15 protein-coding genes are annotated in these 12,327 nt (G+C 48.0%); 8 read left to right on the top strand and 7 right to left on the bottom strand.

The window, feature by feature from the left end; all coding sequences use genetic code 11:
• Window positions 1–56: 56 nt before the first annotated feature.
• The 5 genes from DS731_RS01295 to DS731_RS01315 form a co-directional block, all read right to left on the bottom strand.
• On the bottom strand, window positions 57–1,085 hold the full coding sequence (locus DS731_RS01295) for a methionine synthase (RefSeq protein WP_119499640.1): 1,029 nt from the start codon (window positions 1,083–1,085) through the stop codon (window positions 57–59).
• 24 nt (window positions 1,086–1,109) lie between these two features.
• Complete coding sequence (locus tag DS731_RS01300; protein ID WP_119499641.1) at window positions 1,110–2,096, bottom strand: DUF1852 domain-containing protein; 987 nt, start codon at window positions 2,094–2,096, stop codon at window positions 1,110–1,112.
• A 172-nt stretch (window positions 2,097–2,268) separates the two neighbouring features.
• Window positions 2,269–3,882, bottom strand: a complete 1,614-nt coding sequence (locus DS731_RS01305; RefSeq protein WP_119499642.1) for a PepSY-associated TM helix domain-containing protein — start codon at window positions 3,880–3,882, stop codon at window positions 2,269–2,271.
• Window positions 3,879–4,178 carry a hypothetical protein gene (locus tag DS731_RS01310; protein WP_119499643.1) on the bottom strand — a complete coding sequence of 100 codons (300 nt, stop codon included), beginning with the start codon at window positions 4,176–4,178 and terminating at the stop codon, window positions 3,879–3,881. The genes DS731_RS01305 and DS731_RS01310 overlap by 4 nt, the downstream gene beginning before the upstream one ends.
• 1 nt (window position 4,179) lies before the next feature.
• Window positions 4,180–4,443 carry a hypothetical protein gene (locus DS731_RS01315; protein ID WP_119499644.1) on the bottom strand — a complete coding sequence of 88 codons (264 nt, stop codon included), beginning with the start codon at window positions 4,441–4,443 and terminating at the stop codon, window positions 4,180–4,182.
• Window positions 4,444–4,645: 202 nt separating this feature from the next.
• On the opposite strand from DS731_RS01315, the gene DS731_RS01320 reads away from it, so the two are divergent.
• The 7 genes from DS731_RS01320 (at window position 4,646) to DS731_RS01350 (ending at window position 9,839) form a co-directional block, all read left to right on the top strand.
• On the top strand, window positions 4,646–5,848 hold the full coding sequence (locus DS731_RS01320) for a putative manganese transporter (protein WP_119499645.1): 1,203 nt from the start codon (window positions 4,646–4,648) through the stop codon (window positions 5,846–5,848).
• A gap of 138 nt (window positions 5,849–5,986) precedes the next feature.
• A complete protein-coding gene (locus DS731_RS01325) occupies window positions 5,987–6,340 on the top strand; it encodes a hypothetical protein (protein ID WP_119499646.1) in 354 nt (117 codons plus the stop codon).
• A 10-nt stretch (window positions 6,341–6,350) separates the two neighbouring features.
• Complete coding sequence (locus tag DS731_RS01330; protein WP_150154215.1) at window positions 6,351–6,797, top strand: hypothetical protein; 447 nt, start codon at window positions 6,351–6,353, stop codon at window positions 6,795–6,797.
• 18 nt (window positions 6,798–6,815) lie between these two features.
• Window positions 6,816–7,028 (top strand): hypothetical protein, encoded by a 213-nt coding sequence (locus DS731_RS01335; protein ID WP_119499648.1) that lies wholly within the window; start codon window positions 6,816–6,818, stop codon window positions 7,026–7,028.
• 2 nt (window positions 7,029–7,030) lie between these two features.
• Window positions 7,031–7,513 (top strand): superoxide dismutase, Ni, encoded by a 483-nt coding sequence (gene sodN / locus DS731_RS01340; protein ID WP_119499649.1) that lies wholly within the window; start codon window positions 7,031–7,033, stop codon window positions 7,511–7,513.
• Complete coding sequence (locus DS731_RS01345) at window positions 7,513–7,797, top strand: S26 family signal peptidase (RefSeq protein ID WP_119499650.1); 285 nt, start codon at window positions 7,513–7,515, stop codon at window positions 7,795–7,797. Before sodN ends, DS731_RS01345 begins: the two co-directional genes overlap by 1 nt.
• A 104-nt stretch (window positions 7,798–7,901) precedes the next feature.
• Complete coding sequence (locus DS731_RS01350) at window positions 7,902–9,839, top strand: PAS domain-containing hybrid sensor histidine kinase/response regulator (protein ID WP_119499651.1); 1,938 nt, start codon at window positions 7,902–7,904, stop codon at window positions 9,837–9,839.
• Between the two features lie 63 nt (window positions 9,840–9,902).
• On the opposite strand, the gene DS731_RS01355 is transcribed toward DS731_RS01350, so the two are convergent.
• Together DS731_RS01355 and DS731_RS01360 are read right to left on the bottom strand one after the other, a co-directional pair.
• Window positions 9,903–11,285, bottom strand: coding sequence for a class II fumarate hydratase (locus tag DS731_RS01355; RefSeq protein WP_119499652.1), 1,383 nt, complete (start codon window positions 11,283–11,285; stop codon window positions 9,903–9,905).
• Window positions 11,286–11,295: 10 nt separating this feature from the next.
• Window positions 11,296–11,691, bottom strand: a complete 396-nt coding sequence (locus tag DS731_RS01360) for a hypothetical protein (RefSeq protein WP_150154217.1) — start codon at window positions 11,689–11,691, stop codon at window positions 11,296–11,298.
• 81 nt (window positions 11,692–11,772) lie between these two features.
• Here DS731_RS01360 and azu point away from each other — a divergent pair, with 81 nt between their 5' ends.
• Window positions 11,773–12,216, top strand: a complete 444-nt coding sequence (gene azu / locus DS731_RS01365) for an azurin (RefSeq protein WP_119499654.1) — start codon at window positions 11,773–11,775, stop codon at window positions 12,214–12,216.
• The last annotated feature ends 111 nt before the right edge of the window (window positions 12,217–12,327 follow it).

Consider the following 12,327-nt stretch of genomic DNA (forward strand, 5'->3'; position numbering starts at 1 on the left):
GAAGCACATTACCGGTTAATACGGTCAATGTGCTTCAATCCCCAAGAAAACGGATATTAAGCAGATAGCTCTTTTCTGACAATATCGGCGCCCGCTGCCAGGGCCTCAAGCTTACCCCTCGCAATGTCCCGGGAAAGAGGAGCCATGCCGCAGTTGGTACAAGGATAGAGCTTGTCCGCATCAACGTATTTCAGTGCTTCACGGATAGTCGCTGCCACTTCTTCAGCCGTTTCAATTTCCGGGGTAGCCACATCAATGGCGCCAACCATGACTTTCTTACCCTTAAGTAACTCAAGGACTTCAAAGGGCACACGCCCGTTGTGGCACTCCAGAGAAATAATGTCGATGCTTGATTGCTGAATGGCAGGGAACGTTTTTTCATAATGACGCCACTCTGCACCGAGAGTTTTTTTCCAGTCTGTATTGGCTTTAATGCCGTAGCCATAACAAATGTGAACGGCAGTCTCGCATTTTAAGCCTTCACAGGCTTTTTCCAGCGCTTCGATTCCCCACTCATTAACTTCATCGAGGAACACGTTAAAGGCTGGCTCATCAAACTGAATAATATTCACGCCGGCGGCTTCAAGCTCTTTAGCTTCTTCATTCAACGCTTTTGCGAATTCGAAAGCTAACGTTTTACGATCTTTATAATAATCATCATAGAGCGTATCAACCATGGTCATCGGACCGGGAAGTGCCCACTTGATAGGGCGGTCGGTTTGTGACCGCAGGAACTTAGCATCGTCAATAAACACGGGTTTCTGGCGGCTTACCGGGCCGACGATACCGGGCACGCTGGCATCGTAGCGGTTACGAATTCTGACTGTCTTTTTATTTTCAAAGTCCACGCCGCTCAAGTTTTCAATAAAGGTTGTGACAAAGTGCTGACGGGTCTGTTCACCGTCACTGACAATATCGATACCTGATTTTTCCTGTTCTTGCAGCGTCACCCTAAGAGCATCGTTTTTACCTGCAGCGAGGGCTTCTCCCTCAAGTTTCCATGGAGACCAAAGCTGTTCAGGTTGCGCCAGCCACGATGGTTTTGGCAGACTTCCGGCGGTGGAGGTCGGGAATAATTTTGTCATTGTAATACTACCTGTACCTTAAAATCAGATTGCTGACGCAGCAACGCCAGAGGCCCATTTCTGAAGCGTATTTTGATGTTTCTGAATGAAGTTTTCTTCGCACCATTTACCCTGCTCGATGGCAAGGCGGGCGCGCTCTTCCTTGTCGTACACCACTTGAGTAACTGAATAATCGTGATTTCTTAGGCTTGGCTTGTACACTTCACCGGCGACAGAGTTCGTGTTGTAAATCTCCGGGCGATAAATCTTCTGGAAGGTTTCCATGGTGCTCAGCGTGCTGATGAGTTCCAGTAAGCTGTAGTCGTTCAACAGATCGCCGAAGAAAAAGAACGCATAGGGCGCTGAGCTGTTAAAAGGCATAAAATAACGAACTTTCATGCCCATGGTTCTGAAATACTGCTCTGTCAAAGATGTTTCATCAGGTTTATATTCAGTGCCTAACACCGGGTGCTGATTACTGGTACGGTGATAGGTTTTGTTGTCTGAAACACTCAGGCAGATCACCGGCGGTTTACTGAAGTTCTCTTTATAAGCGCCGGAACTGATGAAGTCCTGAAACATTTTTCCGTGTAATTCACCATAGTTATCCGGTACAGAGAAATGGTCTTTCCCCTCATTGTGTTTGCGTAACACCACACTGAAATCGTAGTCGCGCACATAAGAAGAAAAATTGTTACCCACAATGCCTTCGATACGTTTATTCGTATAATGATCGACAACACTGGTTTTCAATACTTCAATCGTAGGGAAGGTCTCACCATTGCCTTCAACATCAACGTCGACATGCACGATATCGAGTTCAACGGAATACCGGTCTTTTTTTGGGTTATCCCAGTGTGCCAGGCTATTGAAGTTGTTATTGATCATGTTAAGTGCTTTGCGCAGATTTTCCCGGCGGGCTTCACCACGGGCCAGGTTTGCAAAGTTCGTGGTAAGACGTGTATCGTCCGCAGGAGAGTAGTGCTCATCAAAGCGAACGGTCTTAATGGAATAAGTGAAATCGCTACTCATAATAGTCTGGTGCCCCATGCTCAAAACAAAAACTAACATTTAATGTGTTGAGCTGATTGTAGGGCGAGTTAACTATGATGAATATTGATATTAATTAATGGTTGTATGAGCCGTTTTCATGGTTTTGGGGGCGTGACCCGAACTGCCCCCTGTTTTTCAATAGTCATGGCTATCATTCCGGCACCACTTTGCCAGACGCGGAAGGTGAATCAACGGAAGTGTCTTTTATATACCAGATGCTATTTTTCTCTCCCCGTAAAGCCCGCGCACGGGTCTTCAAAGCACCTTTAAAAAATACATAAGCGAAGACACAGGCTGTCGTTTCAACCCACAGGTTACTGGCTGTGAGCCGCCACGATACTGCGGGTAAAACGAGACTGATAAGCGTAGTGACAGGAATACAAGCACAACATAAGCTCAACAAGAGTTGCAAATGAATGGCGCTGCGTGCCGCACCTTTCAGGAAGCTGTAGGCCAGCGCCAGCAGAAACACAGTGAAATAAACCCAAAGGTATGACTGATTTACCGGCTGCCCGGATATGTACATCCATTTTGAAGAAAGTAATGTTGCTGCCACGCCCAGCATTGACCCCACGCACACACCAACAGTGAGGTTTGCCATGACCGTGTTAGATGTGGATTGCACTGCCTGCTTCTTTCGTCTCTTTTCCAGCCACAGTAAATTTCCTGTGTAGAACAATGCTGCACCCATCAGGCCTAAAAAGAAGTATACCCAGCGGCCAAACGTACCTGCAAAGTTACCAAAATGCAGCGCAAATAAGCTTTTTACCAGCGGCCAGTATCCGCCATTTTCATCACTGCTGAGTGTGGAGTAGGTAACTTGTTGTGTGAAAGGGTGCATTAAGATCACATCAGAATCTGCAGTACGCTGGAGCACACCTTCTCCTGCAACATCAATGCGTACAGATGCTCTTTCTGTATCCAGATTTGAAAAGCTGAGTTGTTTGACCCGGTATCCTGATGTGGTTTCATTCACTTTCTGAATGAAACTGGAAATCGCCGGTAAGTCAGAAAGCGGGTAGACGTCAGAAGACTGGCCGCCGCGCTGAAACATGGGCTCATCGCCGTAAATATAGTCCAGCCCGTCATAGATGACGTCATGAAAAGCGAATACAACCACCGTCCAGGCAATGATCAGGTGGAAGGGCAGGCTGGTGATGCCGAGCAGATTGTGGGTGTCCAGCCAGAAACGGCTGGCGCCTTTTTTCTGGCGAAGCGAGAAGAAGCTTTTCACCAGTGTCGGCAGCAGAAAGATAACCCCTGATACCAGCGCAACAAAGTAGAGTGCAGAGGCTATGCCCATTATCACCACGCCGAGATCTTCATGTCCGACTTTGCCGGGAATGCCTGCGGTTCTGTGCAGTTGATCGATGAGATCTCCCAGCACATTTTGTTCGCTGACGCTTGAGTACACTTCACCATGTTCGTTTAACGAGGCACTGCGAATCACACTGTTCAGTGAGATACCCCTTCCACCACCCTGTTCATACCAGAAAAGCGGAGATTGGTTTTCTTCAAGGCTGACAGTAAAACCTCTGATAACATTTTCATGCGCCCGGGCGGCCTGTTGAATCAACGTATCATATTCGTTCAACTCTACCTGAGGTAAATGCGTATCAGCGGGTATAGCCCATTCTGTAATGGGGGCTTTGAACATGGTCAGTGCACCGGCGAAAAAGGCAATAAAGAGTACCAGGCCCGATGTTATGCCTGTCCAGGTGTGTACAGATTGATAGATACGGATAATGTCGCTGCGGATTTTCATACTGCGCTCCTGAGCAAGGCAAAGAGACCCCAGCAAGCCAGGTTTGCTGCTCCGAGCCAAAGAAAGGCACTGCGGCCAGATTTAAACAGAAAACCAAATGCCACGATAATCAACCAGATGAAGGGGACCATCCACATCGTAAACTGGTCCTTATTAACGGCACCGATCCCGCCCGGACCATACCAGGCGAATAGTCCCATAATTGCGAAGGATAAAGTCAGGCCAAGTAAGCAGCAGGCAATACTCTTACTCCACCAGTCGGTACGGATTTTTTGTTCTTGCTTAAGCCTGCTCATATCAGGTTACCTTTCCCGCTTTAAATAACGTCATAACAGGCACAATGACGGACAGCACCGCCAGCAGAAGAGCCCAGGTAAATATGGCTGCGGCGACAGTCATGATTTGTAACCAGATCACAAGGGAAGCGCCGAGGAAAATATAGCCGGCGTACCTGAAAGCGGGACCTCCCTGCGAAGACGCAAACCGCTGGTTTTTATTGGAAAAGTACAGTAAGCCCATTCCCGCCAGCGCAGTGAGAAAGGCAACTAAGGAGAAAAGCATGACTGTCGGTCCCTGAAATCTTATGCAAATTAAACTAAAGTCTAACTTGTAATGATAATGATTTTCACTCATCTAGTACAGGTTGAATTTATGCTAATGATAATGATTTTTATTTGAGTTTTATCTCAGCTGATCCTATGATTCTATTCAGGGGTAATCCATAACAATGGGTTAAATTGCGGGCAGGCTTTTGAGAAGCAAAATGAATGAATCTGTTTCTACAATGCAAACGGTGCGTATTGCACTGAAATCACACGGTTGGCTTGTGAACAAGCGTCTGTTTCTGCCTGTTATTCTGCTTTCTTTTTTATGGTGGCCTTTCAGCCGTGAAACGACTCAGCAGGTTCTTGCTGACGCGTTCTTTCAGGTGGGGGCTTTTGTTTACGCATCTCTGGCGTTGTATTACCTGTGTACATTACGGGTGCCCGCAGAGACCATCAGCCGGTTCATTGCCCGCCATCCGTTTTATGAAGTCTTCATTGCCGCTTTTCTGGGAGCTTTACCCGGCTGCGGTGGCGCAATCATTGTTGTTACTCAATACACAAGAGGGGTAGCGAGCTTCGGTTCCGTTGTGGCGGTGCTCACCAGTACAATGGGTGATGCGGCATTTTTACTGTTGGCCCGGCAGCCGGCAGACGGTCTCACAGTGATGGCTGTCGGCATGGTGGTGGGGTCACTTACCGGAATCATTGTGAACCGTTTTCACAACTACCGGCCTGAACTTATTGAAGATGAGTTTAACAGTCCTCAGGACGACAGTCACACTTCTGCGTCCATGAGAGTAAGTAAAGCACTGACCGGCCTGGCAACACGTTTCTGGCTGGTGATCAGTATTCCTGTTCTGCTTATCGCCATGGCTTTGGCGCTGCAAATTAGTCCTGCTGACTATTTACCTGTTTCTGAGCAACAACTTACCCTGACAGGCGCTGTCCTCGCAATTGTGAGTGTTACGCTCTGGGCTACGGGAAGTGTGGGCACGGGATATTCCTCATTAACCAGTGAAGATCCGGGGTCACAGCCACCTGACTGGAAACGAAAGGCTGCACTGGACACGCAGTTCGTGTTGGTATGGGTGATCATGGCGTTCATGCTTTTTGAGATCAGTATGCTGGTTTTTGGCGTGGATTTGGTCGATGTATTTCAGTCTATGGGGGCAAGCGCTGTGGCGCTGGCAATCCTTATCGGCTTCTTACCCGGTTGTGGTCCGCAAATACTTGTTACCACGCTGTACCTCAATGGCGCACTGCCGTTTTCTGCGCAACTGGGTAACGCAATCAGTAACGACGGAGACGCGCTGTTTCCGGCTATTGCGCTTTCTCCCCGCGCAGCGCTGCTGGCAACGCTCTATTCTGGCATACCGGCCTTCCTGGTTGGTTTCGGATATTACTTCTTGTTTGAGCTCTGATCCCAGGCGATCAGCAGGGGTGCAAAATTTACCATCAAATAGTAACAATTATCATTTGCATTATTATCCATTCGCATCTAAGGTAGACTTAAGAAAACGGGAAATCACCTAATCTTGTTCACCGTAGAGGATGTCATTATGGATATTACCTTCCTGTGTCCAAAACACACTGAGTGGGTGTACAGCCACCCGGAACAGGCTGTGCACTTTCTGGCAAGAGATGAATATCAGGGCTCAATGTTATATGCCGACGGCCAGTACAGAGAGGCCATTGCCTATCTTGGGTGTGCGTTTGATATTGCAGCCATCTTGCTGGAAGTGGACGGGGGAGATAATGACGCCATGCGGCTGAAGCTGGAGTCGCTCGGTGATTTGCTTAGCGATGCATATTTCAAGCTCGGATTAGTTCATTATAAGAGCGCCATTGAAATACGGGCTGCCGGATTGCTTTCAACTATGCCTTATTACAATGTGGCGGTGCTGCATGCCTGATGGCGAGGTTATGAATAAAGAATGTCATGCTCATTACGTTATCTGGGAGCGTGTCATTAAAGACGGAAACAGAGATTTTGACGCGGATGTTTTCGAAGGCGCGCGGCTTAAATATTTACGCGCAGTCGAATTAGCCGTTGCCATGGTCGAAAGCGAACCCTGCATCCGGCCAACCATCGGCGCCTTGCTGGTGAGCTATCACAATCTGGCCGATCTTTACGAGCGGCACGGCTTTCCGCTCTTTGCACTGAATGCGCTGACCAGCGTGTTTCAGCATGTTGAACATCTTCAAAGGACGAATCCTGCAGAAACAGCGCCTATCTGGGGCAAGCGCATTGCCTCAGAACAACTCTACCTGTTTAAAAAGCGACACGGCGAAGCGGAAGAATTCCAGAGACCTGCTTTCATCGCCATAAAACCTGACGACATCAGTACGCACCAAAGGTCTCTACATTAATTAACAAGGAGCATCCGCATGTTAAGACACCTGTCTTTAAAGCTTCAACTGGCGTTAACGCTGGTTCTGTTCAGCCCGTTTTTATGGGCACACCCCGGCCATGATCACGCTCACTGGACGAGTACAGTTCTTCATGTTCTGTTTTATGCTTCCATTGCCGCAGCAGCTGCAGCATGTGCCTTTGCGATTTACAAAGTCGTCAAGCGCCAGTCATTAACGCAGGGAGATTAATCATGTTCCACAAGTTACTTGAAAAAGTGGATGCTCTGGTCAATTTTGAGCGTGCCAGTGCCCATTGTGATATTCCCTGCAAAATTTACGATCCCGTCAGTGCTCAACTGGCTGCGCTGAGTGTTATCCGCTTTGCTGATTTGATTGAAGAGTTAAACGGTGAAAATCCGGCTCAGCTTGTTCGACTTGTACGTGAAAAAGAAATTCATGCGGAAAAGGTAAAGCAGGAAATCAGAGTGATTTGGGGCGACTATTTTAAAGCGCCACAAATTGAAAAATATCCTGATGTTCATGAACTGGCACACAAAATCATGATGGCCGGTTCTGCCTGTAAGCAACATACCAGTCGCGACAAAGGTGTGGAGCTGCTTAATCTGGTCAATCAGTTTGCGGAATACTTCTGGTCTTCCAAAGATGTTGCAACCTATACAGCAACGTGTCCATATCCGCCTGCAGAGCAAGTGGTCTATCCTAAACTTGCCTGATGCTGAAACTTCTCGTCGTTGATGGCCGCAGCATGGAGCCGGCACTGAGTGCCGGTACGTTTGTGCTGGTGCGCCATCTTTTCTGGCGACTCCCCCGCATTAACGACATTGTCGCTTTTCGTTGTCAGACCCGTGGCCTGCTTATCAAAAGGGTTATTTCTGTGGAACCTGAACTCGGGCTCTATCTCGGTGGCGACAATATTGCTGAATCAATCACTTCCGAACAAATAGGCTGGGTAAAACCAGCTGATATCATCGGCAAAGTTCTGTGGCGCAGCCGCTGAAAACCCGAAAGGAAAGTAATTGCTCATATTGGCGGTAAATTGATCGCATAGTTCAATTCTCTGGTCTAGGATACAGTATTGATGGTGACTATATTGAGTAGTTCTTGAACGTATCCATATTGGAAGAAAACAATAGCAGCTTATTCGGGCAGCATGCACAACGCTTCGCCGATAACTTTCCTTCTGCCATCGTCCTGACTGATGTACACGGCAAAGTGGTTTATCTGAACCGGTTTGCGGAAAGGTATTTGCCACAGGATTTCACACGAGTTCTGCATCAATCTTTTTCTGTTGTGATCTCTCCCTCAAGTCTTGGTTTATTCAACGATGCATTCAGGAATGTCGTGGCTGAAGGCGGTTCTTTCAGTCTGGATGTCGATACAATTACCGATCTTGAGCGAAGTTCTCTGACAATATTCGCCCTTGATGAGGAAACGCTTTGTATCACGCTGCAGGCTTGTCCGGCTGGCCCTCAAAGCACTGATGATCCTCATAGCCCGCCTTTGAGTGAGCAAAACGAGGCTCTCCACAAGCAGCGCCGGCTATACGAAGCTGCTTTATCAAATAGCCCTGATCCGGTTTATATCTTCGATCTCTCCGGTCGGTTTACTTACGTCAATGATGCATTGCTCGATATCTGGGGAATAACGTGGGACGAAGCAGTGGGCAAAACGCTGTACGAGCTCAACTACGAGAAATGGCATGCTGACAGGCATATGCAGGAAATTGAGCAGGTCATCGCGACAAAGCAACCCATCAGGAGGGATGTGCCTTATCATGGCGCACATGGCCTTCGTATGTATGACTACATTTTCGTACCCGTACTTGATGCATATGGGAATGTAGAGGCCATTGCAGGTTCAACCCGCGACGTGACAGAGCGGTATGAAGCAGAAAAAATTGCAAGAGATGCAGACAAAAGAAAAGATGAGTTTCTTGCGACTTTAGCTCATGAATTGCGCAATCCGCTGGCCCCTATCCGGAACGCTCTGGAAATCCTGCAATCCGATCAGTTTTCACAACAAAAGAAAAATGAGTCATTTGAATTAGTGGGGCGTCAGGTGACACAAATGGTTCGCCTTGTGGACGACCTGATGGACGTATCCAGGATCACCAGAGGAAAGATTAAACTGGAGCGTGCACCGCTGGATATTTGCAGCGCCATTCATGATGCATTAGAGACGGCGCAGCCCGTTATTGACGAAAACCATCATGCATTATCAATCAACTTTCCTGAAGAAAATGTGTGGGTAGACGGTGATTCTGTCCGGCTTGCTCAGATATTTACTAACATTATTAATAATGCAGCCAAATACACACCTTCCGGCGGTGAGATTAGTATCGATGTAAAGCCTGCCGGCGCTCTGATTAATGTTGAAATACGGGATAATGGCATAGGCATACCTTCTGATAAGCTGAACGAAGTCTTCACTATGTTTTCTCAGGTCGAAGGCGTACTTGAGCGTTCACAGGGTGGGTTGGGTATTGGTCTTACACTGGTCAAGCGCCTTGTGGAAATGCACGGTGGTAATGTATCCGTGCAAAGCGACAGCAGTGGAACATTGTTTACTGTCTCTTTACCCCGTATTGATGTTGATAAGCGTGAAATTCAGAAGGCGACGGCATCAAAGCCAGAATATAACGCGGCGGATTCTTCTCCGTTAACAGTTCTGATTGCCGATGATAATCAGGATGCTGCCATTACCATGGGGTGGATCCTTGAGGCCAAAGGTTGTGATGTAGTGGTTGTCGAAGATGGGCCATCAGCACTTAAAGCCGTCGAAAATTTTTCTCCGGATTTGATCCTGCTGGACATCGGGATGCCTGGTATGAACGGTTATGATTTATGTATCGCATTACGTGAGATGCCTGAGCTGGAACATTCCGTTTTTGTAGCCCAGACAGGTTGGGGTCAGCCTTCTCACATCAAACGTTCGCAGGAGGCAGGGTTTCATCATCACCTGGTGAAACCTCTGGACATGGGTGACTTGATACCCATCGTTGACGAAGTCAGGCAATTAAAGTCCCGGCTATCGTCATAATTCATCTGTTAACCTGACAACCGGATTCACGAATTACAGCGCCCGTAACGGGCGCTGTGCATTTTATTCTCCGGTATTTTCTGTCAGCTTCATCGGATCCATAAGCTTCATCAGTTCCTCGCGGGGGATGTCTGTCATTTCCTCTGCGACATCTACCACCGGGCGCTGCTCTTTGTACGCTTTCTTGGCAATTTCTGCGGCGTTGGCGTAACCGATGACCGGATTCAGAGCGGTGACCAGAATCGGATTGCGGTGCAGGGCTTTTTCCAGGGTTTCCTGATTCACTGTGAAGCCGGCGATGGCTTTGTCAGCCAGAATAGTGGCGCTGTTTGCAATGAGCGTCAGGCTGTTCAGCAGGTTGGACGAAATCACAGGCAGCATCACATTCAGTTCGAAATTACCTGATTGGCCACCAATGGTGATTGCCGCATCGTTGCCAATGACTTGTGCTGCCGCCATTGCAACAGCTTCCGGAATAACCGGGTTAACTTTGCCAGGCATGATAGACGAGCCCGGTTGCAGAGCAGGCAACGCGATTTCACCCAGTCCGGCCAGCGGGCCTGAGTTCATCCAGCGCAGATCGTTGGCTATTTTCATCATGGTCACGGCGGTGGCCTTCAATTGGCCTGAAAGCGAAACGGCGGTATCCTGGGAGCCAATCAGGGCGAAGAAGTTGTCGCCGGGTTGAAAGTCGATATCCGTAAGAGCAGACAATTCACGGTTAAATGCAAAAGAAAAATCTGGATGGGCATTCACACCGGTACCTACCGCAGTTCCGCCCAGAGCAAGGGTTTGCAGGGCAGGCTGCAGGTTCTGAATTGCATTAATTTGCGCGTCAATCTGCGCTTTCCAGCCACCCAGGCTCTGATCCATACGAACCGGCATGGCATCCATCAAGTGAGTTCTGCCGGTTTTACAATAATCCTTCAGGGTTTGCGCTTTTTCACCGATGGTTTCTGACAGATGTGTCAGTGCCGGAAGCAATACGCGGTGTACCTGAATTGCTGCGCTGACGTGGATAGAGGTAGGGATCACATCGTTGCTGCTCTGACCATAGTTAACGTGGTCGTTGGGGTGTACATTAACACTGCCGGCCTTATTCGCCAGAGTGGCAATCACTTCGTTGGCGTTCATGTTAGAGCTGGTGCCGGAACCGGTCTGAAACACATCCACCGGGAAATGCTGCATCATCTGCTCATCGCTCAGCAAAGTATCACAGGCTTTAACGATGTTGTGACTGGTGGATGCGTTTATACAGTCTAATGATAAGTTTGCTTTCGCGGCGGCTTTTTTAATGGTCACCAGCGCTTCAATAAAAGGGCGGGGCATTGGCTGGCCGCTCACCGGAAAATTATTAACTGCCCGTTGAGTCTGCGCGCCGTAAAGTGCTTTTGCAGGTACCTCAAGTTCACCCATACTGTCTTTTTCGATACGATATTCTGACATGTTGTGTCCTTCACAAAAAATATTGAGCCAGGATGTTAAGTTCCCGCTGGAACTGACGGATTAACTGGTCTTCGTCGTCGCAGGTCACCATACGTTGTGCTGCTAACAACGGCCGGTATATCTGGTTAAGGCAGTGGTGCCGCCAGTGCGTCACCACAAAACAGTCGCATACGGTGTCGAGTAACAACCTGGCTGCGTGGATGTACAAACTCACTTTCTCATACGTGGAAAGTAATAAAGAAGATGCATGTTCAATGCGGCGCAAGTAGGTATCGACAAGCAGGGGGCTGTCCGGCTGGTCGCCTTTGCGGATATGACTCTCCAGTTCCAGTAAACCTTTTTGCATAACAAAACCGTACACATAACCAAACAACTTCATTAAATCATAAGTGATAATAGTTTTCATTATCATTTTGTTGTGATGCCAGATCTATACAAAAAAGTTAATGTCTGGTAAAACGTAATTGATTAATACAATGGGAAATAAATGATGAAAAAAACGATTGTTGCGATCTCAGTTTTGTTTAGTGGCTTCGCTTTTGGCGAAGAATGTGCGACCACTATCGACAGCACTGATATGATGCAATTCAATAAATCTGAAATGACAGTACCTGCTTCTTGTGACAGCTACACAGTTACGCTGAAGCACACAGGTACATTGCCTAAAGAAGTCATGGGTCACAACTGGGTTTTATCTAAAACTGCAGATGCCCAGGCAGTTGCCGGAGACGGTGTTGCTGCTGGTCTGGCAAACAACTACGTTAAAGCAGGTGACGAGCGTGTTATCGCTATGACCGATGTAATCGGTGGTGGCGAAGAAACAGCCGTTACTTTTGATGTTAAGGCTCTGGCTGCAGGCGAAGACTACACGTTCTTCTGCTCGTTCCCCGGCCACATCGGCGTAATGAAAGGCACGCTTACTGTTAAGTAATCGCCCTGATTGTTGAGAGGAAGGCCACGGTGGCAGCACCGTGGCCTTTTTTATTACCGTTGTTTTTTTAAGCGTGATCGCCGACACTACATCTATTGTTTTTTATTGCCT

The sequence above is a fragment of the Alteromonas sp. RKMC-009 genome (assembly GCF_003584565.2).
In the GTDB taxonomy this organism is placed as follows: Bacteria; Pseudomonadota; Gammaproteobacteria; order Enterobacterales; family Alteromonadaceae; genus Alteromonas.

Bases quoted from the DNA above. Each gene is read 5' to 3' on its own strand.
- DS731_RS01300 (WP_119499641.1), bottom strand. From the start codon at position 2,096: ATGAGTAGCGATTTCACTTATTCCATTAAGACCGTTCGCTTTGATGAG.
- DS731_RS01325 (WP_119499646.1), top strand. From the start codon at position 5,987: ATGGATATTACCTTCCTGTGTCCAAAACACACTGAGTGGGTGTACAGC.
- DS731_RS01345 (WP_119499650.1), top strand. From the start codon at position 7,513: ATGCTGAAACTTCTCGTCGTTGATGGCCGCAGCATGGAGCCGGCACTG.
- DS731_RS01320 (WP_119499645.1), top strand. From the start codon at position 4,646: ATGAATGAATCTGTTTCTACAATGCAAACGGTGCGTATTGCACTGAAA.
- DS731_RS01315 (WP_119499644.1), bottom strand. From the start codon at position 4,443: ATGCTTTTCTCCTTAGTTGCCTTTCTCACTGCGCTGGCGGGAATGGGC.
- DS731_RS01295 (WP_119499640.1), bottom strand. From the start codon at position 1,085: ATGACAAAATTATTCCCGACCTCCACCGCCGGAAGTCTGCCAAAACCA.
- DS731_RS01360 (WP_150154217.1), bottom strand. From the start codon at position 11,691: ATGAAAACTATTATCACTTATGATTTAATGAAGTTGTTTGGTTATGTG.
- sodN (WP_119499649.1), top strand. From the start codon at position 7,031: ATGTTCCACAAGTTACTTGAAAAAGTGGATGCTCTGGTCAATTTTGAG.
- DS731_RS01305 (WP_119499642.1), bottom strand. From the start codon at position 3,882: ATGAAAATCCGCAGCGACATTATCCGTATCTATCAATCTGTACACACC.
- DS731_RS01335 (WP_119499648.1), top strand. From the start codon at position 6,816: ATGTTAAGACACCTGTCTTTAAAGCTTCAACTGGCGTTAACGCTGGTT.
- azu (WP_119499654.1), top strand. From the start codon at position 11,773: ATGATGAAAAAAACGATTGTTGCGATCTCAGTTTTGTTTAGTGGCTTC.
- DS731_RS01310 (WP_119499643.1), bottom strand. From the start codon at position 4,178: ATGAGCAGGCTTAAGCAAGAACAAAAAATCCGTACCGACTGGTGGAGT.
- DS731_RS01330 (WP_150154215.1), top strand. From the start codon at position 6,351: ATGAATAAAGAATGTCATGCTCATTACGTTATCTGGGAGCGTGTCATT.
- DS731_RS01355 (WP_119499652.1), bottom strand. From the start codon at position 11,285: ATGTCAGAATATCGTATCGAAAAAGACAGTATGGGTGAACTTGAGGTA.